This is a genomic window from Nocardioides sp. NPDC006273, assembly GCF_040613495.1.
GTDB lineage: Bacteria > Actinomycetota > Actinomycetes > Propionibacteriales > Nocardioidaceae > Nocardioides.
Map to the genome: position 1 here is coordinate 19,916 of NZ_JBEXSD010000054.1, position 23,768 is coordinate 43,683.

Consider the following 23,768-nt stretch of genomic DNA (forward strand, 5'->3'; position numbering starts at 1 on the left):
GGATTCCATGATCACTCGCTGAGGCTCGCTCATGTCGGAAAGATTAGAAGGTGCAGGAAGCCGCCCGCGAGCCCCATGATCGCGCCATGGGCGTAGAGCATCCATTCGTCCTCCTTGATCGCTGACCTCATCATGTCCACGAAGTCACCCGGCGGGAGCTCCTTTGTGCGGCGCGCGACCAGGTCGCGGATCTTGTCCGCCTGGTGACGGCTGAAACCGGGGTCACGGAACGGCACCAGCGTACGATCCGCCGCCTCGGTGGCGACCGAGGTGCTGATGCGGTCGAACCGCTCCGACCCGAGCGCGATCCGCACGGCGCCCCGGTAGGGCCCGGCCGCTCGGTCGACAGCGGGCATCAGTGCGTTGATCAGCAGCTTTCTGGTGGCGTCGCCGCGGGGACCGTCGAGCAGGAAGTCGCCGATGCGCTCGAGCGTGATCACGTCGGTGGCGATGATGTCGGCGTAGACCTCCGCGGCCTGCTCCTGGCGGCGCGGGAAGAGACCCTGCACCTTGATCCCCAGGATGCGACGGGGTTCGGCGGGCTCGAAGATCAGCCACATTCCCAGCAGGTTGGTCACCCAACCGACGATCACGCCCATCAAGGGCAGCAGCCACCAGATGTGGAAGGTCTGGTCGATCAGCGCCACCGGGATGCCGAGCAGGAAGCCGAAGATGAACCCGAACGCGACCATCAGGTTGAGCTCGCGCTGGCCGAAGTCGCGGAAGATCCTGACCACGAGCGCAGGGTTGTTGCGGAAGTGGTCGATGACCATCAGCTTCGGGTCGAGAAGCTGGTTGATGTGCACGCCGATGTCGTCGGTGACCTTGTGCACGATCGAGGGGAGCTGCGCCTGCACCCGAACGGTGATCGCTTCCTTGACCGCCCGCGGAAGGTCGCGCCAGAGCCTGGGATGCTCGCGCATCATGATCTGGTCGACGAGCTCGGGCACCTCCGGCCGGAAGGTCTCCACGATGTGCGTGGCAATCTCCGAGGGGCCGAGCTGCTGGTAGAAGTCGCTGGGGGTGCCGAGCTTGGCGATCGCCTTGTCGACGGCGATCGAGCCCATCTTCGCGGCCCGGGCGGGGATGATGCCCTGCCAGCCGAGCCCGCCCTGGGCGAAGCCCGGGACCTCCTGCAGCTTGTGCGGCAGCACCCTGGTCAGCTCGCGCAGCCCGGGGACCTGGAACCCCTTGAAGTTGAGCGGGGAGAAGAGCATGTAGAGGCCCGACCAGTTGATCAGCCAGCCGATCACCCCGGTGAAGATCGGGATGGTGATCAGCGAGAGCCAGTGGACGTGGGCAGCCCAGTCCTCGAACCAGCTGACCATGGAGTCCTGCCACTCCGGCGACATTCGATCTCCTTCCGCCAGAGTTTCCAGACCGTCGGTATGCGTACCCTACCCACAGGCGAACGCACACACCCCGAAGCGTCTGCTATTCGGTTGACGCTTCCGTCGCCGCACCGGGCGGAATCTCGTGGCTCGGCAGCCGGCGGAGATCCTCGGCATCGGCGAAGCAGGCCCGGGCGAAGTCCTGTCCGAACGGGGTCAGGTGGATCGAGCGCCGCTTGATTCGCGCGGCACCCGCGGAATGACAAGCCTCGAGTACGTCGGGCTGTGCCTCGACCACCTGATAGCGGATCAGCTCGCTGACCGGCTCCTCGGACTGCCACACCAGCCCGAGCCGGGTCAGGTTGTTGAGGTACTGCGGAACCAGCGACGGATAGCGCACGCTGGCCTGCGCGCCGATCATCGTCAGGCCCCGGGCGATCATCCGTGATCCGCGCAGGTGGCCGATCAGGCCGCCCTCGACCACGTCGACGGCCGGCTGCGGTCCACCCTTGAGCATCAGCACCAGGATGCGGGCCTCGTCGGGAGCCAGCTCGTCGAGGATGCTGACGAAGGCCGGATGGCGCTCGTTCTCGTCCCACACGTCCCGCGAGCGGCGCAGCAGCTCCTCGCCGCTCCGCCGCAGCCGGTCGGCTCCGTCGCTGGGAGCGGCGCCGTTGACCCGCGCGGCTCGACCCTCCATCGCCGCCTTCGCGTTCTCGGCCGCCGGAAGCGCGAAGCGCTCCAACAGACCGGTGACCGGGTTGCCTGTCGCCACCCGCTTTGCGAAGCCGGTCACCTGGCGGGCACCGGACGCCACGTCCTCGGTGAGCCGCACCGCCTCGTTGGGGTCGACGACCGCCTTCGCCACCCGACCCACCCCACGGGCGTACGTCCTCAGGCCCCAGCCTGCGGTGTGAGCCACCGTCACCGCGGAGATCCGGAGCAGACCCGGGAGAACGTCGGTGGCCTCGTCGAAGAGACCGCCGCTCGGCGCCGGGGTGGGCATGCGATGCATCCCCTCGCGGCCCTGCACGAGCTCCTCGGTCGGCGCGATCGAAGAGGTGACAGCATCGCCCTCCGGTCGACGGGCCGCTGGCTCGGTGTTGATGTGCAGCGCGCTCACAACACGTTCCACCATTCGAAGACTGCCACGTGCAGAAACCCGCCCGCCAGCCCCATGATCGCCCCGTGGGCGTAGAGCAGCCACTCGTCCTCCTTGATCGCCGCTCTCATCATCTCAACGAAGGTCCTCGGTGGCAGAGCCCTGCACCTGTCGGCGATCAGCCGCCGGATGTTGCACGACTGCTGCTGGCTGAAGGCGGCGTCGCGCAGCGGAGTCAGGGTGTACTCGACCGCCTGCTCGGCGACCGAGGACCGGATCGCGTCGAACCTCTTGGTCCCGACCGCGACCCGGACCGCGCCATGGGCCGGCCCCACCGCCGCGTTGACCGCCGGCTCGAGGGCTGCGGCCAGCATCTGGCGGGTGCGGTCGCCGGAGGGCCCGTTCAGGAGATGCTCGCCGATGTGCTCGAGCGTGATCACGTCGTTGGCGATGTGCTTGCCGTAGACGTCGGAGGCCTGCCACTGCCGCCGCGCGAAGAGCGCCTGGATCTTGATCGGGCCGATCCGCCTGGGCTCCGCGGGCTCGAAGATGAGCAGCATGCCGAGCAGGTTGGTCGTCCAGCCGACCAGCACACCGAGGATGGGCAGCAGCCACCAGATGTGGAAGGCCTGGTCGATGACGGCGACCGGGATGCCGAGCAGGAACCCGAAGACCGCGCCGAAGATCACCATCATCCGCAGCTCGCGGGCGCCGAAGTCCTTGAAGATCCGCACGATGATCGAGGGATCCTTCTCGAAGTTCTCGATCACCATGATCTTCGGGTCGAAGAGCTGGTCGATGTGGTTCCCGATCTCGACCGTGACGTCGCCGACGACCTCCGGGAGCCGGGCCTGGACCCGCTCGATCACCGTCGCGCGCAGCGGACGCGGCAGGTCACGCCAGAATCGCGGGTGCTCGCGCCACATGATCTCGTCGACCAGGAAAGGGATCTCGGGACGGAAGACATCGACGATGTGGGCGGCGATCTTGTCCGGCTCGAGCTGCTCGTAGAAGTCGCGGGCCGTCGCCATCTGCGACAGCGCCCGGTCGACGGCGATCGAGCCCATCTTCGCGGCCCGCGCCGGCACGATCCCCTGCCAGCCCAGACCACCGCGCAAGATGCCCGGGATCTCCTGGATCTTGCGGGGCAGCGAGCCGGCGACCTGCTCGAGCCCCGGCACGGTGACACCGTGGAAGCGGATCGGGGAGAAGAGCATCCACAGCCCCGACCAGTTGATGAGCCAGCCGATCACCGCGGTGAAGACCGGGACCGACCAGAACTCGAACCAGTTGAACTCGCCTAGCAGGGTCAACCCCGCCGAAATGGTGTTAGACACAAGACCTGACCTTCATTCCTCATCCACGAGACCGCCCCAGGTGCAAGCGGTGTCATGGTCTCTCTGCCGCGAAGGCTAGTCCACCGTTTGACATCTGGGGGCAAAATGTCCACCGATCGCCTTGATATCGATCCAAAGGCCCGGCGAACAGATGCGTCGCGCGCCGTTACCGCGCTGAGCCAGGTTCGACGGGAGCAAGTCGTACGTCACCGGCGATAGCGCCGTTGCGTCCGAGGGGAAGCATTCGGAAGACCACCCTGCCATGGACAGCCTCGGCATCGACGAAACCGAAGCTGCGCGAGTCGGTGGAGGCACCCCAGTTGTCGCCGAGGAGCCAGTAGGCACCCTCAGGGACGGCCCGCCACTCCAGCTCGGCGCCGGGCTCGGCGGACCAGGCGGGGTTCTCGACCACGTAGGTCTCCTCCGCTCCTGCGGGCCGGACCAGCACCCGCGCGTCACCCGACACCGAGATCCGGTCGCCAGGCATCCCGATCACCCGCTTGAGGATTCGAACGGCACCACCGGACACAGCGCTCGGGGCATCTGCCTCGACAATGTCGAAGCGCTCGATCTCGTCACGGGTCCAGACCTCGAGGAACATCCGGTCACCGTCGCGCAGCGTCGGCTCCATGCTGGCGCCGTCGACGGTGACGGAGAAGGCCAGCGCGACGACGACCAGGACGAGCGCTACGAAGGCCGCGATCCCGGCGCCGACGCCGCTCACCGCGAGAACCTTCCTCACGGCCGTACACCCAGGCCGGCGACAGGCGCGGCCACCGCGACCAGCTCGACGTCATGGTCGCCGAGCCTGTCGAACGAGCCGGCCGGGAGCAACCGCAGCCACGGCTTGCCGGATACGTCTGCGACCGGCAGGAAGCCGAACGCGCGAGAGTCGGTCGAGCCGCCCCAGTTGTCCCCGAGAACCCACAGGGAACCATCCGGGACCGTCACCCACTCCGCGGACTCCGCATCGCCGTCGTACGTTCCGTCGCGGTCGCAGCACATGCCGACCTCGTCCTCGATCCTGGTCGGCCAAGCAGGGTTGTCGACGCGGTAGACGCCGGCGGACGCAGCTGGCCTCACATAGACGACCGGCGCCTCGCCGCCGACGATCGCGACCCGGTCACCCGGCATCCCGATCACCCGCTTGACCATCTGGGTGCCGCCGCCGAAGCGCGCGGGCCCCGGCTGGGCGCCCTGGACCAGGTCGAAGCGTTCGATGTCGTCGTTGTGCAGCGGGTCGAGCAGGACCCGGTCACCGGAGGACATCGTCGGCTGCATGCTGCGCCCCTTGACCGTGAAGGAGCCGAAGAGCGCGGCGACGACCACGGTCATCACCAACAGAAACGCCACCAGCGCGACCCACCCGACAGCCGTTGCCGCGGCGCCGCGTTCGTCAGCGAAGCGATCCTTCGGAGGATGTCCGAACACAACCAGACTCCCTTCCGGTCAGATCGACGAAGGCAGGCTCAAACCCCTTCACAGACACCCTTTCGACGTAGACATTTACGGACAAATTGTCCAGATTTCCTTGACCATAGCAGGTGGCGCCCGTCACAGTTTGTGATGCCGCCCCGGGTATTAGGGCCTGCGGGCGGTGCACTTTTCTCGGGTTCATCAGCCCGTGAGGGACGGGTTCCAACGAGGGAGCACATATATGAACAAGATGGGACATACCAGTCTCGGCCGCTTCGCGGCCGTGACGCTGCCGGCGGCGGTCGTCTCCGCCGGCATGGGTTACGCGATGCTGTCCGGCATGGTCGGGGCGGTCATCTCGTCCGCCGGCGGTTTCGACATGAGCACCAACCTGACCGCCGACGCGCTGAAGATGCGCACCGGCGCCACGGAGATCGGCTCCGCCGGCAACAACCAGGGCACGATCTACGCTCAGACCGAGGGCTCCGTTGCCAACGGGCTCAACGTCGTGACACCCAGCGTCGAGGTGCTCCCAGGCCTGAGCCTCAACCTGGGGATCACCTCGACCGACTCGGCGATCGACCTGGGCGACGTGGCACTGAACGCTGCCTCGCTCAACACGCCGAGCGGCGCCACCATGGCCAACGTCACCCTGGGCCAGTCGCAGGCTGACGCCGGGTTCGCCCCGGGCGGTCCCGGCTACGTGGCGGACGGCTTCGCGCTCCAGGCAGCGCAGACCTCCGGCCAGAGCGGCGAGCAGGTGCTGAACAACCTGTCGGCGAAGGCGTACGCAGTCCAGCTCAGCTCGCTGAGCCTCGACAACCTGTCGATCACGCTCAACCCGTAGCACTCCACCTCATCAGTCCGCAGCCGTTGGCGGGCGTTCCGGAGCGCCCGCCAACATCTCTGCCCAGCCCCGCCGGAGAACCCCATGCCTGACAAGACGCCCATCGACCCCGAACCGCCCGCCGTGAACACTTCTGCCGCCCCCACTCCGCGCGGCTTCAAGGGCTTCCGGCGCACCCGCCCCTTCTGGGGCAGCCTGATCCTGCTGTGGTCGTCGTGGATGATCGGGTCCTCGATGCTCTCCAAGCAGCTCGACTTCACGATCTTCGCAGCCTTCGGCGACCGGACGCTGCCACCGGTGCTGATCTCCTTCGCCATGGCCGCCGCGGCGCTGATCGCGCTGTTCGTGCCCGCGCAGCGTACGTTCCCGGGGATCGTCTCGGTCGCGCTCGCGATCGCGGCGCTCCCGCTGGCCAACCTCGGTGGCCTGATCATCGGCACCGTCGCCGGCATCACCGGCGGCGCCCTGATCGTGGCCTGGACCCCCTACACCGACGAGCAGCTGACCAAGATGGCCGAGAAGGACGCCCGCAAGCGCGCCCGCAAGGCCGCCCGCCGGCCCTCTCGGAGCGGAGCGATCGCATGAGCCCGCGCGCCCGCCGCTTCGAGCGGCCCGAACCCTGGGGTGAGGAGTCCGGCACGCTCAGTATGTGGGGCCGGCTCACCGGCCGCCTCTACCGAGCGGCGTACGCCGCCATCGACCGTGCCGCGGAGCGGTCGGCAGAGATGAAGGCGGACTCCGAATCCGTACGCCGCGGCAGCCGCAAGCGCTCGCTGCCCCCGATGATCCTCGGGAGCGCTGTGCTCGTCGCCATGTTCGGCGCGGTCTCGCAGAACGCCCTGGCGGTCAACTTCACCACCGGTAACGCCAAGTTCAAGCTCTACTCCAACTACCTCGACGCAGAGCACGCGGCGGGCTATCTCGCACCGACCAGTCGCCAAGGGGCCACGGACTGCGATGCCGACGTCGCCGACGTACAGACTCAATGCGGCGTCACCGAGCTCGGGATCCATCAGGCCAAGCTCGCCGGGCTGTGCGGCATCGCCACCGAGAACATCCCTCTCGTCGGGAACTACTCGCTGATGATCACCGCCGGCGACGACATCCCGGACAGCTACGACGGCTCCTCGATCCCGGCGGGCACGACCACCGACCCGAGCACCGGCAAGCTCACCAACGGCAGCCTGGACAGCGCGATCTCGGCGACCAACCTGTTCATCAACTCCGATGCGCTCAGCGGCTACGGCAACAAGATCTCCGGTATGAACCTCGGCCAGTCGGCGGAGACGGTCGGTGACTCTGCGGGCCTCGCCTTCGAGGGCAACGCCAACCAGCTGCCCAGGACCGGGGCCTTCGGCCTCTACGCCCGCCAGCTCAACATGGCCGGTCTCAACGGACACAGCTACGGGCTCAACCTCAAGGGCAACATCACCCTGCCGAACCTGAGCATCAAGGTCGTTCCGGGAGCCAAGACGCAGGCCGACTGCTCATGACCGAACCCACCACCCAGTCGTTGACTGACGACCTCGGCTTCTCCCCCGTCTCCGGACCGACGCACACACGTCGCAACCGGCTCGGCACCATGTTCGCGGAGGCCCGCTCGTGGTTCCGCGCCTGGCGACGTACACGACCTTTCTGGGGCGCGCTGTGGGTCATCGTGGCCGGCGCCTGGATCATCTACTGGATGTCCTTCGACATCGGCATCGCGCTGACCGGCGGCTGGTCCTACTCCGCGGGCTACGTCATGGGCGGCGCGCTGATCATGTTCGGTCTCGTCACCTGGCTGGCACCGCACTACAAGTCGCTCGCAGGGGTCGTCGCGTTCCTGATCGCACTGGGCGCCTTTCCCACTGCCAATCTGGGCGGCTTCGTCCTAGGCTCCGTCCTCGGCATCATCGGCGGCTCGATGATCTGGTCCTGGGGCGAGAAGAAGCCGTCCGAGCGCGTCACCTCCGGCGGCTGAGCCGCCGTGTCCCACGAGCTCACCGTCGGCAAGCAACGTCTCGTCGTCATCACCGCGATCGCGCTCCTCGTCATGTCCTCGGCGCTGTGGCCGTCGGCCGACCGGGCCGAGGCGAACAGCCAGAACGACAACTACCAACCGTTCCGGTGCGACCAGCCCGGAAGCACCAACACACAGCAACGGCGGCAGGTCGTGCCGCTCAAGAACAGCGGCGACAACGGCTCCTTCCAGAGCCGACTCTTCGGGACCCGGATGTTCCCATGCCTGTCGGGGACGCGCTGGGTCCTGACTGCCGGCGAGCCGAACGGGAGCAGCACCACCAACGTGGCCGCCGACGTGCGCGGCATCTACACCAACAACAGCGACGGCAACTGCGACAGCAACAAGGGGTTCACCTACTACCACGCCGCCACGGGCTCCATGTGTCTGTTCCAGATCGCCTTCAGCGACCTCGTCTTCCGCAACAACGTGGCCTCGTTCGGCGCTCCGGTGCTCTCCGCGAGGTCGACGACGGCACCCGCCCCCACCGCGAAGGTGCCGCACACGCTCCGCATCGCCCCGGACGGTCCGTTCACCGTCGGCGGCCCGGGCGTGAAGACCAACCTGCTCACCACCGGCGATTCCTGGGTGGCGATCCCCTGGCGAACGGTGACCAACCTGGCCGGCCTCCTGATCATCGCCGCCGGTCTGACCACGACCTCGCAGAAGAACACCATCTGCACCGCCGGCTGGAACGGTGACGCCTGCCGGCTGAAGATCCGTACCCTCGCCGGCGACGGCACCGGCGGCTGGAACGACCTGGTCACCGCGATCCTCAGCGGCCTCGCGGCCGGCGGTGACTACAACATCCTGGCCGCGAACCTGGAGTTCTACTACCTGTTCACCCATGACAACGACGCGTCGAAAGACCCCTACGTCCACCCACCGGGCGGCAGCACGAACCCGCTCGACTCGATCCAGCTTCCCAACACGACGATCACGGTGACCGCGGGATGAGCACGTACGGGACCCGCTGGCGGCGCATGGTCGCAGCAACGACGGTCGGCCTCGGCCTGCTCGCAGGGATGGTCGCCACGATGGGCTCCTCCGCCTCCGCGGTCTTCAGTCCCACGCTGACGATCAACAACGGCAGCTCGACGTTCTCCTCGACCAACATCCACGCCGCCGACGCGGCCTTCGGCACCTCGCTGGTGCAGGCCCAGGCGGCCGCCAGCAGCGGTGGCGACTGGACGCCGGTGCTGCGTGCCGGCTTCGCGTCCGCGACGATGAACGGCTTCTGCCTTTCCCGGGTGGAGGAGGTCGGGCCGCTCGGCAACTACACGATCAGGCTCACCTCCGGGGACGACGACCCGGCGACCAACGAGATCAGCGCCGAGATGGCCGTCTTCGACATCACCCGGCTCCGAGCAGCGGCCGCTCCTGGGATCAACCTCCAGGGAACCGCTCAGATCGGGCTGGCCTCCACCGACCTGACCACCAATCCGGGACGCGCACCGTACGCCGCGAACCCCATGGGCCTGCCTCAGGAGTTCGACTCGAGCTGGTACCAGTCCAGCGGCAACGGCGGCCACAACAACGGTCAGGGATTCACCGGCATCGACGCGACCGTCGCCGACCTCAACAGCGTCTACGGCGACGTCCGGCAGGCCCAGATCGAGGGACAGGTCACCCTGCCGAACCTGGAGATCGAGCTGCTCCCCGGCGACCAGTCCTGCAAGGCGGCTGCCCAAGCCGGCACGTTCCCGAACTGACTCTTGCTCGCCGACCGCCCCGAATGTGTAGATCTCGACACGCGGGTCGCGGCTTCGCAAGCTCAGCCGTGCCGCTGCTCGATCTCGTCTCGCTGACGAGCTCGCTCGAAAATTGGAAGGACCCGGTGGGTCCGTCTCGGGTCGGCTCCACCGGGTCCGCCGCGCGTGCCCCGACCATATGGGGGTTGGTCCGACACTCGCGGCTTACTCACCAGTATGCGGGCAATGCACCAACATCGGTTTTACCCGAAATCCACAACTCGCCAACAAATCTGTCAAGCGATCAGTTAGGTCCGTGCTAGCCGTGCTGCCGCCGCCAGACCACGATCGCCTGTCCGGGCGGCGCCTGCCTAACCGCGGGAAGCCTGCTGACCGGAACCTGCGGCTCCGGAGCGGCGGCCCTCGCCTGGGCGAGCGCCTCGCGGGTCGCGGCCAGCTCGTGCAGCAGCTCCTCGTTGCGCCGGCGCAGCGCGTCGACGTGCTGCTCCAGAGCCAGGATGCGACGCACTCCCTCGATGCCGATCCCGGACGCGGTCAGGTCCGCGATCGAGCGCAGCCGCTCGATGTCGTGGAAGGAGTAGCGTCGCCCGCCACCCCCGGTGCGGCCGGGGGTGATCAGACCCATCCGCTCATAAGTGCGCAGCGTCTGCGGGTGCAGCCCGGTCAGCTCCGCGGCGACGCTGATCACATACACCGCGGCATCCGGAGACGGGCTGCCGAATCCGTCGCTCATCATGACCCCTCGAGAAGAGACGTACGCAGTGGCTTGCCGGCCATCGCCACCCGATAGGCCTCGACGGCGGCCTTGGTGTCGGCGTCGAGCACGGCCGGGATGTGCACCTCGACGGTGGCGAGCAGGTCACCCACGGTGCCGTCGGCACGCCGGAACCCCTTGCCCCGGACGCGGAACGTACGGCCGTTGGGGGTGCCGGCGGGGATCCGCAGCGTCACGGGCGAACCGGACAGCGTCGGCAGCTTCACCTCTGCACCGAGCGCCAGCTCGTCGAACCCGACCGGCACGTCGATGGTGAGGTTGTCGTCCTTGCGGCCGAAGACGCGGTGAGGCGTCACGTGCACCGTCACGTAGAGGTCGCCGGAGGGTCCCCCGTTCTCCCCGGCGGCGCCCTTGCCCTTGAGCCGGATCCGCTGCCGGTCCTTGACCCCGGCAGGGATGCGAGCCTGGATGGTGCGCGCCGAGGTGCCGCGGCCGGAGCCTCGGCAGGTCGGGCAGGCCTCGTCGTAGATCAGCTGACGGCCGCCGCAGCGCGGGCAGGTCTCGTTCATCGAGAACGCGCCGCCCACGGAGTTGACCACGTATCCCGCACCTTCGCACTCCGGGCAGACCCGCGGCTTGGTGCCGGGCTTGCCGCCCGTGCCGTTGCAGTCAGGACAGGCGGAGTCCGAGGTCAGGCGCAGCGAGATGGTCACGCCGTCGAGCGCGTCGGTGAACCCGATCGTGGCACTCGTCTCGACGTCGGCACCCTTGATCGGCCGGGCCCTCGGGGTCGTACGCCGCCCACCGAAGCCGCCGCCGGCGCCACCGGCGCCGCCGAAGAGGTCGCCGAACATGTCGCCGAGCCCGCCGGTCTGGGTGCCGCCGGCACCGAAGAGGTCGTCGAAGTTGTAGCCGCGGCCGGCGCCCGTGCCGCCGAAGCCGCCCGGGAACCCGCCGGAGGCACCGAGCGTGCGCACCTCGTCGTACTTCTTGCGCTTCTCGGGGTCGCCGACGACGTCGTAGGCCTCGGCGACCTTCTTGAACTTCTCGTGCTTGGCGTCGTCGCCAGGGTTGGAGTCGGGGTGGTTGGCCCGCGCAAGCTTGCGATAGGCCTTCTTGATGTCGTCGCTCGAGGCGTCCTTCTTGACGCCCAGCTCGGCGTAGTAGTCCTTGTTGATCCAGTCCGGCCGGATCCCGTCGTTCTCTGCCACCTAGCCCCTCCTCCCTTCTTCTCGGCAGACGAGCCTGTCGATGTCTCGACAGGCTCGTCTGCCCATCGTTGTCACTCCGGGTCGACGACCAGGACCTGCGCGGCCCTGACCACCCGGTCGCCGATCATGTAGCCGGCCTTGGCGACCAGCTTGATCGAGGTCACCTCGACCTCCGGGTCGGTGCCCATGTGGCTGAGCGCTTCGTGAAGGTTGGGGTCGAAGACGTCGCCAGGCTCGGCGAACTTCTTCAGTCCCAGGTTCGTCACGATCTTCTCGAGCTGGTCGGCGACGGCCTTGAAGCCGCCTTCGACCTCGCCGTGCTCGCGAGCACGGTCGATGGTGTCGAGCACCTCCACGATCGGAGTGAGCACCTTGTAGGTCGCGTTCTGCGAGACCAGCTCGCGGTCACGGTCGACCCGCCTCTTGTAGTTGACGTACTCGGCCTGGAGACGCTGCAGGTCGGTGGTCAGCTCGGCGACCCGCTTGTCGATCTCATCGGCGGCATCGCCCATGAAGTCCACCTCGCTGTCGTCCTCGATCACCACGTCCTCCTCGACGTCTGCCTCGTCCGCCTCGTCCTCGGCCTCCTCGGCGGAGGCCTCCTCCTCGGCGGCGTCGTCCGAGTCCGAGGCGTCGCCCTCAGGAGCATCCACCTCGAGGTCCTCGGCCGACTCCTCGACATTGTCGGTCTCGGGCTGCGGGGTCTCGGAGGTCGTCTCCTCGACGGCCTCGTCCGCCCCGCCGGGGCGGCGCTTCGTCACTTCTTGTCGCCCTCTTCACCCTCGACGGGCTCGTCGACGATCTCGGCGTCGACGACGTCGTCGTCGGCCTCGCCGGTGGCACCGGTCGCGCCGCCGGCGGCGGACTGCTCGGCCTCGGCCGCGGCGTACATTGCCGCACCCATCTTCTGCGAGGACTCACCGAGCTTGGTGATCGCGGTCTGGATGGCGTCCTTGTCGGCCTCGGTGTCTTCGAGGATCTTCTTCAGCGCGTCCAGGTCGGCCTGCACCTCGGTCTTCACGTCGTCCGGGACCTTGTCGCCGGAGTCGGTGATGAACTTCTCGGTGGTGTAGACGAGGCTGTCACCCTGGTTGCGGATCTCGATGGACTCGCGACGCTTGGCGTCCTCCTCTGCGTACTGCTCCGCCTCCTTGACCATGCGGTCGATGTCGTCCTTCGACAGCGCGGAGCCGCCGGAGATCGTCATGGACTGCTCGCGGCCCGAGGCCTGGTCCTTGGCGGAGACGTGCACGATGCCGTTGGCGTCGATGTCGAAGGCGACCTCGATCTTCGGCACGCCACGCGGCGCCGGCGGGAGGCCGGTGAGCTCGAAGTTTCCGAGCGGCTGGTTCTCCGACCACATCGGGCGCTCGCCCTGGGCGACCTTGATCTCGACGCTGGGCTGGTTGTCGTCAGCCGTGGTGAAGATCTCGGAGCGCTTGGTCGGGATGGTGGTGTTGCGCTCGATCAGGGTGGTGAAGACACCGCCCTTGGTCTCGATGCCGAGGCTCAGCGGGGTGACGTCGAGGAGCAGTACGTCCTTGACCTCGCCCTTCAGCACGCCGGCCTGCAGCGCAGCACCGACGGCGACGACCTCGTCGGGGTTGACGCCCTTGTTGGGCTCCTTGCCACCGAGCAGGCTCTTGACCAGGTCGGTCACGGCCGGCATCCGGGTCGAGCCGCCGACCAGGACGACGTGGTCGATGTCCTTGAGGGCGACGCCCGCGTCCTTGAGGACCGACTCGAACGGCTTCTTGGTGCGGTCGAGCAGGTCAGCGGTGATCTTCTGGAACTCCGCCCGGGTCAGGGTCTCCTCGAAGTGGAGGGGGCCGGACTCACCGTGAGTGATGTAGGGCAGGTGGATCGAGGCGTTCTGGCTCGAGGAGAGCTCGATCTTCGCCTTCTCGGCGGCCTCCTGGAGGCGCTGAGCGGCGATCTTGTCGGCGGCCAGGTCGACACCGTTGGCGGACTTGAACTTCTCGACCATCCACTTGACGACGGCGTTGTCCCAGTCGTCACCACCGAGGTGGTTGTCACCGGAGGTCGCCTTGACCTCGACGACGCCCTCGCCGATCTCGAGCAGGGACACGTCGAACGTGCCGCCACCGAGGTCGAAGACGAGGATGGTCTGGTCGTCGCCCTTGTCGAGGCCGTAGGCCAGTGCCGCGGCGGTGGGCTCGTTGACGATGCGGGAGACGTTGAGGCCCGCGATCTCACCGGCCTCCTTGGTGGCCTGACGCTGCGCGTCGGAGAAGTAGGCCGGGACGGTGATGACCGCGTCGGTCACCGGCTCGCCGAGGTAGGCCTCGGCGTCCCGCTTCAGCTTCTGCAGGACGAATGCGCTGATCTGCTGCGGCGTGAAGTCCTTGTCGTCGATGTTCACCTTCCAGTCGGTGCCCATGTGACGCTTGACGGACCTGATCGTGCGGTCCACGTTGGTGACGGCCTGGCGCTTGGCGACCTCACCGACCAACACCTCACCGGACTTGCTGAACGCGACCACGGAAGGCGTCGTACGGGCGCCTTCGGCATTCGCGATGACGGTGGCCTCGCCACCCTCCAGAACCGAGACGACCGAGTTGGTGGTCCCGAGGTCGATACCGACGGCACGTGCCATCTTTGCTACCTCCGCTTGTTGAAGCTGTGTGTATGTGGACTGTGTTGGACTGCACCCCTGCGGCTGCTGCCGCCGAGTGTTGCAAACAAGTTGAGCCGATTCAACTCAACTTCGTTCACTGTCCACAACGAAGACCTTACGCCCCCTATTCCAGTCCCAGCCAAAATCCGTCGGGTCAGGAGGACGGGATCCAGTCGAAGGTATCGGGGTTGGGGCCGGAGCGGCCGGACTCGCCCTTGTCGAGAGCCGCGAGGGCGGCCACCTGGTCGTCGCTCAGCTCGAAGTCGAAGATCGCCAGATTCTCCTCGAGCCGCTCGCGGCGTACGGACTTGGGGAAGACGATGTCGCCCCGGTCGATCTGCCAGCGGAGCAGGACCTGGGCCGGCGACTTGCCGTGCGCGGAGGCGATCTCGGCGACCACCGGGTCGGAGAGCTCGCCGCCGCCCTGACCGAGCGGCGACCACGACTCGACCTTCGCGCCGTGGGCGAGGGTGGCGGACCGGGCGGCCTCGTTGGTGAAGTAGGGGTGGACCTCGATCTGGTTGACCGCCGGAGCGACGCCGGTCTCGGCGACGATCTTGTCGAGGTGGTCGGGCTGGAAGTTGGAGACGCCGATGGAGGTGGTCAGGCCCGCCTCACGCAGGCCCACGAGGGCCTCCCACGTTTTCGCGTACGTCCCGTCGTACTGCGTCGGCAGCGGCCAGTGGATCAGGAACAGGTCGACATGGTCCAGGCCGAGCAGCACCAGAGACCTCTCGAGCGATGCCTTCGCCTTGGCGGGGTCGTGCTGGGAGTTGTTGAGCTTGGTGGTGACGTAGACGTCCTCGCGGGCGAGTCCGGCGGTCTTCAGCGCGGCGCCGACACCAGACTCGTTCTGGTACATCTGCGCGGTGTCGATGTGGCGGTAGCCGACCTCGAGGGCCTGACTGACAACCTGCTCGGTCTCGTTCTCGGGAACCTGCCAGACGCCGAGACCGAACTGTGGGATCGAAGTGCCGTCGTTGAGCTTGATCGTAGGAACCGTCATACCCACATACAACCAAGTGAGTCGCGACCTATTCCACCCTTGGCTCCGACCTCAGCCGATCGTCACGGTCACCACGTTGGAGTAGGTGCCGGTGTCGATGTCCTTCATCCGGAACATGTGCTTCCCGATCCGGCCGGTCTGGATCACGGTGGAGAACTGCTCGCCGGTCACCGACACGTCGGGGATGCCGAACTCCTCCCAGCCCTCGCCCTCGTCCCGCTCGAGTCGGAGGATGGCGCCTTCACCACCGGGGTAGACGCCGGTGATGTCGATCCGCTCCATCGGCTTCGCCTCGACGACGCCGGTCTGGAGAGTGATCTCCTTCGCGGGCTTCTCCTCGGCTGCCGCGGACGGCGAGGAGCCCGTGGAGCTGGAGACCGAGCCGGCCTTCTTCTCGGGAGCGCTCGTGGGTGAGGCGTCGAGCGTGATCGCCGGACCGCTGGCCGTCTTGGTCGGCTTCGGCGACGGCGCGTAGAGCGAGGCACCCGCGTCCGGGTCGGTGGCCTGGTCGCTGGCAGCGCCATCGCCACCGAGACCCAGGATGCTGGCACCGACGAACATCCCGATCCCGACGATCAGCCCCACGCCCACGGCGACCGCTACCAGTGCCGTGACTCCGGCCGCGATCGGATGCCGCTCCCCCTGCTTCACATGCGCTCCTCAGCCCAGAAACTGCGATGGTGACAATTCAGCCACACGTTCTCATCCGGCACCAGGAAATCAGCTGATCAGCTCCTGACGGCGCGCGATGGCGGCCGCCTCCGTACGGCTCCCCGCGCTGAGCTTCCCGAGGATGTTGGAGACGTGCACGGAGACCGTCTTCGTCGAGATGAACAGCTGTTTGCCGATCTCGCCGTTGCTGCGACCCGCCGCGACCAGCGTCAGGATCTCCCTCTCCCGCGGCGTGAGGGCCGTCGGCGTCGCCTGCTGCTGCTTCACCGCGGTCGCACCGAGCGACCTCAGCTCGTCGAGCAGCGGCTGCAGCCCGAGCCGCTTCGCGGTCTCCCTGGCCTTGTCGGCGGTCGCCCGCGACCTGGGGACGTCGCCTGTGGCGCGCTGGATGACGGCGTGCGTCGTCCGTACGGCGGCCAGACCCGGAACGTCACCATAGGCCTCGACCTGCTGCTCTGCGCGTGCCCACGCCGCCAGCAGCGACTCCTGGGGCGGCGCGTCGATGCCGGCCAGCCAGTGGACACGGAGCACCTCCGCCTCCAGCCGAGCGGCCCAGGCGCGCCCCTCCGGACCCCATTCGCCGGGCTGATACTGCGCGACCACCTGCTCGCCGTCGCTGTGCAGCCCGTCGACGGCCTCGACCAGGGCGGGCCACTGCACCGCCGGCACCGAGGGCAGCATCTGCGCGATCGCGGACGCTGCCACGACCGCCAGCCGCACCCGGCCACCGAACCACTCGGTCCAGAATTGCGAGAGCGTCTCGACGGTGTCGGCATAGATCGAGAAGACGGCGGCATGGTCCCCGGCGCGACCCGCGGCGACCATCTCCACGGTGGCGCCGTAGAGCGCGATCAGGCCCTCCTGGGTCCAGTACGGACGCAGCGATGCGGCCGCCTCACCAACAGAGGCTCCCTGGGCCTGCTCCATCATCATCCGGAGCATGTCTAGGAGCGCGACCGGGATCGGCGGCGCGTCGGGCAGGTTGCCGCCGGTCAGCGCCAGCGCCTCGTCCCACTCCCCCATGACCATCTGCATCCGGACGATGTCGGAGCGGGCCGCGGCGGCGTAGGGCGACCACTGCAGCGACTCCCCGCCGGTCTCCTCGATCACCGCCCGGAACCACCTCAGCGCCTCCGCGTAGTCCCCGGCCTCGTCATAGGAGCGGCCGAGCGCGAACAGCCCGCGGCTCACGGCGTACGTCGACCCGACCCGTCGAGCCTGGTCGATGGTCTCGCGCAGCACCTGGCGGAAGCCCTCCACCTTGTCGCCGCCACCGCGACCGGTGCGCACCTTCAGCATCGACAGGCTGGTGGCCATGTCGGAGGCCAGCTTGGAGAGGCTGTGCCTCTCGGCGATCTCGATGCCCTCCAGCCCGACCGCCTCGGCCTCCTCGATGCGGCGATAGGCGACCAGCATCCGGGTGCGCACGGCGAGAACCCCGCACCGCGCCTTGGGCTCGGCGTCGTCGGGCAGTGCGTCCATCGCGTCGCGCGAGTAGGTGAGCGGATCGCCGTTCTCCATCGAGTGCGCAGCCTCGGCCCGGGTCGCCAGCAGCAGCGCCCGGCCAACCGACCGGCCGACCGGGATGGCGTCGAGCCGCTCGGCCAGGATCGCGTCGGCGCGCGAGGGCAGGCCGGCGAGGATGAGCGTGTCGGCCGCGCGCTCGTAGACCCGGTCCAGGTCGACCGCAGCGGCCTGGGCGACCTTCGGGTCCGCGGCGAGACCGAGCGCCTTCTCGTAGTGGTGGGCCGCTTCACCTACGCCGCTGACGTTGCGGGCCTCCTCGGCGGCGGCGATGCGTGCGCGCAGCGCGGTCGCGAGGTCGCCGGCACGCCTGGCGTGCAGCGCGAGCTCGGCGGCCGCGCCCAGCCCGGGGGTCGCCTTCAGCACCTCGGCGAACCGGGTGTGCAGGCGCACCCGCTCACCGGGGAGCAGGTCGTCGTAGACCGCCTCCGCGAGCAGCGCGTGGCGGAACGTGTAGCGCGAACCGGTCGGCTCGAGCACCTTCTGCTCGACGGCGGTGCGCAGCGCATCATCGAGCTCGTCGTTCTTCATCTCGGTGACCGCGGCGAGCAGCTCGTGGGTGACGCGACGCCCGGCGATCGAGGCGGTGCGGACCACGCTGCGGGCGGCGCCGTCGAGCCGATCCAGTCGCACCAGGAGCAGGTCGGCGAGGTCGACCGGGAGGTCCTCGTCGCAGCCGGCCTGGACCAGCTCCTCGACGAAGAAGGCGTTGCCCTCGGCGCGGCGGACGACACGCTCGGCGTCGACCTTTCCGCTGGCCAGCTCGTGGACCAGGCGCCGCACCGAGTCGTCGGAGAGCGGCTCGAGGACGATCCGCTCGACGTCGGGCAGGCGGCCCCATTCGCCCACCTGGCGGCGCAGCGGGTGCCGGCGGTGGATGTCGTCGGCTCGGTAGGACGCGACCATCGCGACCGGGCTGTCGTAGGGCCGGGTGAAGAGGTAGGTCAGCAGGTCGCGGGTGGACTGGTCGGCCCAGTGGGTGTCCTCGACCACGACTAGCAGCGGCGCCTTCTCGGCGGCCGCCTCGAAGAGCGTGTGGACCGCGTCGAAGAGCTGGCCCCGGTCGGTCCCAGCCGCGGCGGCGCCAGGGTTGGCGCCCATCACGCGGCGTACGGGCCTCAGCCTGGCCAGCGCCGGATAGTCGGCCGCCACCCGCTCGACCACCTCGGGCAGGTCCGCGACGATCCGGTCGAGGATCTCCGAGAACGGCATGTACGCCACGGCGCTCTCGCCGAAGTCGACGCAGTGTCCCGCGTGCACCTGCCAGCCGTCGGTCAGCGCGCGGTCGCGCAGCGCGGTGAGCAGGCGCGTCTTGCCGACACCGGCGTCACCGGCGAGGAGGACGTGCTGGCGCCGGGCGTCACCCTTCGACGCCACCCCGAGCAGCCCGGTGAGGGTCTGCAACTCAGAGTCGCGACCTACGAAGGACCGAGCACTTTGCGCCATGTCCCCTATCATCGCGCCTCCGGGCCCGGGATTCTCCTGCATTACGGACGTCCGAGGACTCAGTTGTGTATCGAGTCCATCCGGCGCGGACGACGGCGCTTCACCTGGCGGGCGAGCCGGTCGGCGGCGGCCGCGCGGCGCATGCTCTGACGGCGGTACGCCACTTCGGCGTCGTAGCTGATCTGGGTGTTGTAGGTCATGTATCCAGAGTCGGCTCCTGAGGTAGGGCCGGGCATGAGGCGCCTGCCTTAGGCGTACGTCAGAGGCGCCTCATTCGGTCGTGATCCGGGTCACTCCACGAGACCACGGCGCCGTCCGATGGCCGCTGCCTCGGTGCGCCCGGAGGCGCCGAGCTTGGCCAGGATGTTGGAGACGTGGACCGAGACGGTCTTGGTGGAGATGAACAGCTGTGTGCCGATCTCCCCGTTGCTCCGCCCGGCCGCGACGAGGGCGAGGATCTCGCTCTCCCGAGCGGTGAGCCGGCCGGACGGGCCGGCGCCCGACCGCTGCGGCGTCGTCGTCGTGCCGAGCGTACGCAGGTGCTCGAGCAGCGGCTCGGCACCGAGCTGCTTCGCCGACTCTCGGGCCTGGTCGACCAACTCCCGGGTGCCGGCGGTGTCACCGCCCGCGCGGAGGACCTCGGCCAGCCGGGCCCGCGACCAGGCGAGCTCGAGGACGTGCGGGAAGACCTGGAATGCGGCAACAGCCTTCCGCCAGGCATCGACGAGCTCCTCCTGCTCGGGCGGGTCGATGCCGGCCAGCCAGTGGACCCGGAGCCCTTCGGCCGCCAGACGCGCTGTCCACGCCTGGCCCTCCAGACCCCACCTCGGCTTCGCCTCGGCCGGTCGCATGCCCGCAGCGACGATGCGGTCCACCTGCGCCAGCACCTGCCGACGCTCGCCGGCCGGCAGCCCCGGGATCACGGCGCTGATGGCGCCGACGGCGACGGCGGAGAGCCGGGTGTTGCCGCCGAACCACTCGCCCCAGGTGCGGCCGAGGGTCTCGACGCCTGCGTCGTAGGCCTCGAGGATCGCCGCCACATCGCCCCGCGCACCGGCAGCCTTGATCTCCACCGGCACCGACTCGCTCGCAGTGGCGACCTCCTGCTTCCACGACGGCCGCAGTCGTCGCGCCTCGTCCCCGCGGTCCGCGCCGCGGTCCTGCTCGATCATCAGCCGGTTGGCTTCCAGCCACGGCGACAGCGCCGGCGGGATCCCGTAGGCCTCGGTGAGCGCGAGCGCCTCGTCCCACCGGCCGACCTTGTAGAGGTGGCCGAGCCAAGCGGTCCGGGCGTCGAAGGAGTACGGCGCCCACGGCACGCCCCGCTCGACGCCGAGCAGGAAGGCGCTGCGGTAGTTCTCGCCGGCCTCGTCGAGACGGTCGGCGGCGTCGAGGGCGTAGCCGAGCTGGATCCGAGCCCGCAGCTCCGGGTGCAGCGCACCGGCCTTGGCTGCTCTGGCCACGGCCGCGCGGAGGGGCTCGATCCGAGACTGCGGCGAGCGGCCCCACGTCCCGGCCAGGGTCGCCGCGACCTCCGCGGCGAGACCGGTCCGGCCGAGCTCCTCGGCCAGCGCCAGCGCCTCCTGGCCGGCCCTCTCGGCGTCGTCGTGGCGCCGGTAGATCATCAGCGTCCGGGCGTACGCGGCGAGCAGGCGCGCTCGCACCAGCGGTGGGGCGTCCTCGGGGAGCGCGGCCATCGCCGCCTCGGCGAGCTCGCCCACCTGAACGTCGTTGACGTAGGCGAAGCTGGTCTCGATCTCGACCGTCATCAGCTGCGCGCGCCACAGTCCGGGCGCGTCGGGCGGAAGCGACTCCCGCTGCTCACGGGCCAGCTTCCCGGCCCGATCGGCATGCCCGGCGGCGACCATCGCATCGCTGGCCTTGACCACCAGATCGACGAGGCGCTGGGTGTCATGGTCGGAGGCGGCGCGGACGGCGAGCTGGGCGATCGCCTGCTGATAGTGCTGGGAGGCCTCGTCGGGCCCACCTGTCGCTGCCGCCTCGTCCCCGGCCGCGATCCCGGCTTCGAGTGCCGTCTCGTGGTCGCCGGCGAGACGAGCGTGGCGGGCCAGTCCGGCGGCGCTACCGGTCACGAGATCGCCACGCAGCGCCTCGACGTAGCGCTGATGGAGCCTGACCCGCTCCCCCGGGAGCAGGTCGTCATAGACCGCCTCGCCGAGCAGCGCGTGCCGGAAGAGGTAGTAGCCATCCTCGCGCGGCACCAGGATCGCGCGCTCGATCGCCTGCCTCAGCCCGGCGTCGAGCGTGGCCCGGTCGAGGCCGGCGACGGCCTCGAGGAGCTCGTCGCTGACGTTGCGCCCGGCGGCGCTGGCCGTGTCGACCACCTCGCGGGCGGTCGCGTCGAGCTGCTCGAGCCTGACCAGGAGCAGGTCGGCGAGGTCCCAGGGCAGCTCGTCGGTGCCCGCCGCCTGCACCAGCTCCTCGGCGAAGAAGGCGTTGCCCTCGGCGCGGCGTACGACGCTCTCCACGTCGACCCCCAGATCGCCGGCGAGCTCTGCGACCAGGAGGCGTACGTCGTCGTCCGAGAGCCGCCCGAGATGGACCCGCTCGACGGACGGCAGCCGGGTCCATTCCGCGAGCTGGCGCCGCAGCGGGTGGCGGCGGTGGAGATCGTCGGCGCGGTAGGAGGCGACGATCGTGACCGGGCCGATGAAGGGCCGGGTGAAGAGGAAGGTCAGCAGGTCCCGGGTGGACTGGTCGGCCCAATGGGTGTCCTCGACGACGACCAGGACCGGAGCCTGCTCGGCCGCACGCTCCAGCAGCGCATGGATCGCGGCGAAGAGATTGCCTCGGTCGAGCGCCTCCTGGTCGGCGGTGTCAGCCCCGCCGAGCGCGCGGGCGACCGGTGCCATCCGCAGGAGCGCCGGATGCACGTCGGCCACCTGCGCCACCACCGCAGGCAGCGCGGTCGTGATGTTGTCGAGGATCTCGGTGAAGGGGAGGTACGCCTCGGCGCTGTCGCCGAAGTCGAGGCAGTGCCCGACGAACGCCTGCCTGCCGTCCGCGACGGCTCGCCCGCGGAGCTCGCGCAGGATCCGGGTCTTCCCGACACCGGCGTCACCGGCGAGGAGGACATGCCTGCCCTTGGCCGCTCGCTCGTTGCCGACCAGCCCGATCAGCCCGATCAGCCCCGCCAGCGTCTCCAGGTCGGCATCACGTCCGACAAGCCTCTCGGCACTCTGCGCCATGCGGGTCATCATCGCGCCTTCCGTCACCACGAGGTCGGCCCAGGGGTCGGCACTGCCGGGCTCCGGACGTGAAACAACGCCGAGCGGGATCTCTCCTGCTCGGCGTTGTCGGTCCTGCGCCTGCATCTCAGCGGGTGCGGTCGCGCCGTGCCTGACGGGCCTGGTTGGCCCGCTGGCGCTTGGCCAGGTCCTTCTGGATCTGCTGGCGGCGGTACTTGACCTCTGCTTCGTAACCTGCGGTGGTGTACATCTCGATCTCCTGCTGGGTTTGTCCTGCTGGGGTTTCCTGCTGACATCGAGAACACTCCTCTGCTGAGGTAGGCACCGGGATCGGTCGCGCGCCTTAGTTCTCATCACCGCCACCTCGCTTCCCGACCTAGATCACGCGCTCGGCGCCTTAGACGGGACACTTCACCTATGGAGTTCTCCGAGGTCGTACGCCGCCGCAAGATGGTCCGCAGCTACACCAGCGATCCCGTGGATCCTGAGGTGCTCGACAAGATCCTGCACAACGCCACCCGGGCGCCGTCGGCCGGCTTCTCCCAGGGCTGGGCCTTCCTCGTGCTCGACACCCCCGAAGACGTACGCCGCTACTGGGAGGCCACCGCCCCGAGCGTCAAGGCTGGTGACAACCCCGACGCGTGGCTGACCGGGATGATGCAGGCACCGGTGATCGTGATCCCGTGCTCCTCCAAGGCGGCCTACCTGGATCGCTACGCGGAGCCGGACAAGGGCTGGACCGACCGCGACGAGGCGCACTGGCCGATGCCGTTCTGGCACATGGACACCGCCATGGCGACCATGCTGATCCTGCAGACCGTGGTCGACGAGGGACTCGGTGCGCTCTACTTCGGGATTCCTCCGGAGGCCGACGCGGCTGTTCGGTTGGCGTTCGGTGTTCCGGATACGTTCGACCCTATTGGGGCCGTCACCATCGGGCATCCTGCTTCTGGGGGTGCCAAGGGGTCGCCTACTCGGCGTCAGCGGGTTCCGCTCGGGGATGTTGTTCATCGCGGGCGGTGGTGACGCTTTTCCCGCTGGTCGAGCTTGTCGGGACCTCCGCTGGTCGAGCTTGTCGGGACCTCCGCTGGTCGAGCTTGTCGAGACCTCCGCTGGTCGAGCTTGTCGAGACCTCCGCTGGTCGAGCTTGTCGAGACCTCCGCTGGTCGAGCCGCCGGAGCCGCTAGGCGGAGGCGTGTCGAGACCAACACGGTTCTTGTCGGGGAAACCTCGCTATGCGACTGTTTCTTCGTTTCAGGGTTCGCCGCCGACCCTTCCTCCAGTGTTTCTCGCTCAGCCGCCGCGTCAAGAACGGGCTTCGCCCGCCGGCTTCGCCGGCCGCTTCGCGGTCCTTGACCCGGCACCTGATCGAGAAAAGATTTCGCCATTATCGGGGCGGCGGCGAGGGTGTGGCGCGGGGTTCAGGTTGCTTGTTCGCGGATCGCGTAAATCGGGGTTGACCAGCCTAAATAGGTAGCGCCGTGGTGCTGTTTGACATATAATTGGGCGTATGAACGAGACCGTCGACCAGCTCCTTGCCGGGCCGCCCTTGGGTGCGTCCGAGGGTGAGCTGGTCGACTGGATCAGCCGGCTCGAAGAG

At 68.7% G+C, this 23,768-nt stretch carries 22 protein-coding genes; 7 read left to right on the plus strand and 15 right to left on the minus strand.

The features are described from left to right. Positions 1-29 precede the first annotated feature (29 nt). The 5 genes from ABZZ22_RS20820 to lepB (ABZZ22_RS20840) form a co-directional block, all read right to left on the minus strand. Positions 30-1,352: a hypothetical protein gene (locus ABZZ22_RS20820; RefSeq protein WP_354935211.1), complete on the minus strand. Its 1,323-nt coding sequence runs from the start codon at positions 1,350-1,352 to the stop codon at positions 30-32. 82 nt (positions 1,353-1,434) lie between these two features. Beyond that, the gene (locus tag ABZZ22_RS20825; protein ID WP_354935214.1) at positions 1,435-2,454 is read right to left on the minus strand and encodes an Abi-alpha family protein; all 1,020 of its coding nucleotides are present in this window, start codon (positions 2,452-2,454) and stop codon (positions 1,435-1,437) included. Then, positions 2,451-3,770 carry a hypothetical protein gene (locus tag ABZZ22_RS20830; RefSeq protein ID WP_354935217.1) on the minus strand — a complete coding sequence of 440 codons (1,320 nt, stop codon included), beginning with the start codon at positions 3,768-3,770 and terminating at the stop codon, positions 2,451-2,453. Before ABZZ22_RS20830 ends, ABZZ22_RS20825 begins: the two co-directional genes overlap by 4 nt. Before the next feature lie 166 nt (positions 3,771-3,936). Next, positions 3,937-4,512: a signal peptidase I gene (lepB, locus tag ABZZ22_RS20835; RefSeq protein ID WP_354935220.1), complete on the minus strand. Its 576-nt coding sequence runs from the start codon at positions 4,510-4,512 to the stop codon at positions 3,937-3,939. Then, positions 4,509-5,123: a signal peptidase I gene (gene lepB / locus ABZZ22_RS20840; RefSeq protein WP_354935223.1), complete on the minus strand. Its 615-nt coding sequence runs from the start codon at positions 5,121-5,123 to the stop codon at positions 4,509-4,511. Before lepB (ABZZ22_RS20840) ends, lepB (ABZZ22_RS20835) begins: the two co-directional genes overlap by 4 nt. Before the next feature lie 304 nt (positions 5,124-5,427). Here lepB (ABZZ22_RS20840) and ABZZ22_RS20845 point away from each other — a divergent pair, with 304 nt between their 5' ends. The 6 genes from ABZZ22_RS20845 to ABZZ22_RS20870 all read left to right on the plus strand — a co-directional run bounded on the left by ABZZ22_RS20845 (position 5,428) and on the right by ABZZ22_RS20870 (position 9,747). Further along, a complete protein-coding gene (locus tag ABZZ22_RS20845; RefSeq protein ID WP_354935226.1) occupies positions 5,428-6,033 on the plus strand; it encodes a hypothetical protein in 606 nt (201 codons plus the stop codon). A gap of 84 nt (positions 6,034-6,117) precedes the next feature. Next, positions 6,118-6,618, plus strand: a complete 501-nt coding sequence (locus tag ABZZ22_RS20850; protein ID WP_354935229.1) for a DUF6114 domain-containing protein — start codon at positions 6,118-6,120, stop codon at positions 6,616-6,618. Then, complete coding sequence (locus tag ABZZ22_RS20855; RefSeq protein WP_354935232.1) at positions 6,615-7,526, plus strand: DUF6230 family protein; 912 nt, start codon at positions 6,615-6,617, stop codon at positions 7,524-7,526. Before ABZZ22_RS20850 ends, ABZZ22_RS20855 begins: the two co-directional genes overlap by 4 nt. Further along, positions 7,523-7,996 carry a DUF6114 domain-containing protein gene (locus ABZZ22_RS20860; protein ID WP_354935235.1) on the plus strand — a complete coding sequence of 158 codons (474 nt, stop codon included), beginning with the start codon at positions 7,523-7,525 and terminating at the stop codon, positions 7,994-7,996. The genes ABZZ22_RS20855 and ABZZ22_RS20860 overlap by 4 nt, the downstream gene beginning before the upstream one ends. 6 nt (positions 7,997-8,002) lie before the next feature. Next, positions 8,003-8,992 (plus strand): hypothetical protein, encoded by a 990-nt coding sequence (locus ABZZ22_RS20865; RefSeq protein WP_354935238.1) that lies wholly within the window; start codon positions 8,003-8,005, stop codon positions 8,990-8,992. Then, positions 8,989-9,747 (plus strand): DUF6230 family protein, encoded by a 759-nt coding sequence (locus tag ABZZ22_RS20870; protein WP_354935241.1) that lies wholly within the window; start codon positions 8,989-8,991, stop codon positions 9,745-9,747. The genes ABZZ22_RS20865 and ABZZ22_RS20870 overlap by 4 nt, the downstream gene beginning before the upstream one ends. Before the next feature lie 298 nt (positions 9,748-10,045). Here ABZZ22_RS20870 and ABZZ22_RS20875 read toward each other — a convergent pair whose 3' ends face one another. From ABZZ22_RS20875 to ABZZ22_RS20920, 10 genes are all read right to left on the minus strand, one after another. Continuing rightward, positions 10,046-10,480: a MerR family transcriptional regulator gene (locus ABZZ22_RS20875; protein WP_354935244.1), complete on the minus strand. Its 435-nt coding sequence runs from the start codon at positions 10,478-10,480 to the stop codon at positions 10,046-10,048. Next, the gene (locus ABZZ22_RS20880) at positions 10,480-11,673 is read right to left on the minus strand and encodes a DnaJ C-terminal domain-containing protein (protein WP_354935247.1); all 1,194 of its coding nucleotides are present in this window, start codon (positions 11,671-11,673) and stop codon (positions 10,480-10,482) included. Before ABZZ22_RS20880 ends, ABZZ22_RS20875 begins: the two co-directional genes overlap by 1 nt. 71 nt (positions 11,674-11,744) lie before the next feature. After that, the gene (gene grpE, locus ABZZ22_RS20885; RefSeq protein ID WP_354935250.1) at positions 11,745-12,434 is read right to left on the minus strand and encodes a nucleotide exchange factor GrpE; all 690 of its coding nucleotides are present in this window, start codon (positions 12,432-12,434) and stop codon (positions 11,745-11,747) included. After that, a complete protein-coding gene (gene dnaK / locus ABZZ22_RS20890) occupies positions 12,431-14,290 on the minus strand; it encodes a molecular chaperone DnaK (RefSeq protein ID WP_354935253.1) in 1,860 nt (619 codons plus the stop codon). The genes grpE and dnaK overlap by 4 nt, the downstream gene beginning before the upstream one ends. 175 nt (positions 14,291-14,465) lie before the next feature. Then, positions 14,466-15,317 (minus strand): aldo/keto reductase, encoded by an 852-nt coding sequence (locus tag ABZZ22_RS20895; RefSeq protein ID WP_354935256.1) that lies wholly within the window; start codon positions 15,315-15,317, stop codon positions 14,466-14,468. Between the two features lie 51 nt (positions 15,318-15,368). Next, on the minus strand, positions 15,369-15,968 hold the full coding sequence (locus ABZZ22_RS20900) for a hypothetical protein (protein ID WP_354935259.1): 600 nt from the start codon (positions 15,966-15,968) through the stop codon (positions 15,369-15,371). Between the two features lie 69 nt (positions 15,969-16,037). Next, entirely contained in the window at positions 16,038-19,001 is a 2,964-nt protein-coding gene (locus tag ABZZ22_RS20905; protein ID WP_354935262.1) for an AAA family ATPase, read from the minus strand. 17 nt (positions 19,002-19,018) lie between these two features. Then, a complete protein-coding gene (locus ABZZ22_RS20910; RefSeq protein ID WP_354935265.1) occupies positions 19,019-19,159 on the minus strand; it encodes a hypothetical protein in 141 nt (46 codons plus the stop codon). Between the two features lie 90 nt (positions 19,160-19,249). Next, positions 19,250-22,177, minus strand: a complete 2,928-nt coding sequence (locus tag ABZZ22_RS20915) for an AAA family ATPase (RefSeq protein WP_354935268.1) — start codon at positions 22,175-22,177, stop codon at positions 19,250-19,252. Between the two features lie 118 nt (positions 22,178-22,295). Continuing rightward, a complete protein-coding gene (locus ABZZ22_RS20920) occupies positions 22,296-22,418 on the minus strand; it encodes a hypothetical protein (protein ID WP_281365490.1) in 123 nt (40 codons plus the stop codon). 167 nt (positions 22,419-22,585) lie between these two features. Between ABZZ22_RS20920 and ABZZ22_RS20925 the strand changes: the two genes are divergently transcribed. Continuing rightward, positions 22,586-23,194: a nitroreductase family protein gene (locus tag ABZZ22_RS20925; RefSeq protein ID WP_354935271.1), complete on the plus strand. Its 609-nt coding sequence runs from the start codon at positions 22,586-22,588 to the stop codon at positions 23,192-23,194. Positions 23,195-23,768 lie beyond the last annotated feature (574 nt).

Coding starts and splice junctions, on each gene's coding strand:
- ABZZ22_RS20920 (WP_281365490.1), bottom strand. CDS start 22,418: ATGTACACCACCGCAGGTTACGAAGCAGAGGTCAAGTACCGCCGCCAG.
- ABZZ22_RS20895 (WP_354935256.1), bottom strand. CDS start 15,317: ATGACGGTTCCTACGATCAAGCTCAACGACGGCACTTCGATCCCACAG.
- ABZZ22_RS20855 (WP_354935232.1), top strand. CDS start 6,615: ATGAGCCCGCGCGCCCGCCGCTTCGAGCGGCCCGAACCCTGGGGTGAG.
- dnaK (WP_354935253.1), bottom strand. CDS start 14,290: ATGGCACGTGCCGTCGGTATCGACCTCGGGACCACCAACTCGGTCGTC.
- ABZZ22_RS20905 (WP_354935262.1), bottom strand. CDS start 19,001: ATGCAGGAGAATCCCGGGCCCGGAGGCGCGATGATAGGGGACATGGCG.
- ABZZ22_RS20820 (WP_354935211.1), bottom strand. CDS start 1,352: ATGTCGCCGGAGTGGCAGGACTCCATGGTCAGCTGGTTCGAGGACTGG.
- ABZZ22_RS20925 (WP_354935271.1), top strand. CDS start 22,586: ATGGAGTTCTCCGAGGTCGTACGCCGCCGCAAGATGGTCCGCAGCTAC.
- ABZZ22_RS20915 (WP_354935268.1), bottom strand. CDS start 22,177: ATGACCCGCATGGCGCAGAGTGCCGAGAGGCTTGTCGGACGTGATGCC.
- ABZZ22_RS20910 (WP_354935265.1), bottom strand. CDS start 19,159: ATGACCTACAACACCCAGATCAGCTACGACGCCGAAGTGGCGTACCGC.
- ABZZ22_RS20860 (WP_354935235.1), top strand. CDS start 7,523: ATGACCGAACCCACCACCCAGTCGTTGACTGACGACCTCGGCTTCTCC.
- ABZZ22_RS20845 (WP_354935226.1), top strand. CDS start 5,428: ATGAACAAGATGGGACATACCAGTCTCGGCCGCTTCGCGGCCGTGACG.
- ABZZ22_RS20850 (WP_354935229.1), top strand. CDS start 6,118: ATGCCTGACAAGACGCCCATCGACCCCGAACCGCCCGCCGTGAACACT.
- ABZZ22_RS20875 (WP_354935244.1), bottom strand. CDS start 10,480: ATGAGCGACGGATTCGGCAGCCCGTCTCCGGATGCCGCGGTGTATGTG.
- ABZZ22_RS20870 (WP_354935241.1), top strand. CDS start 8,989: ATGAGCACGTACGGGACCCGCTGGCGGCGCATGGTCGCAGCAACGACG.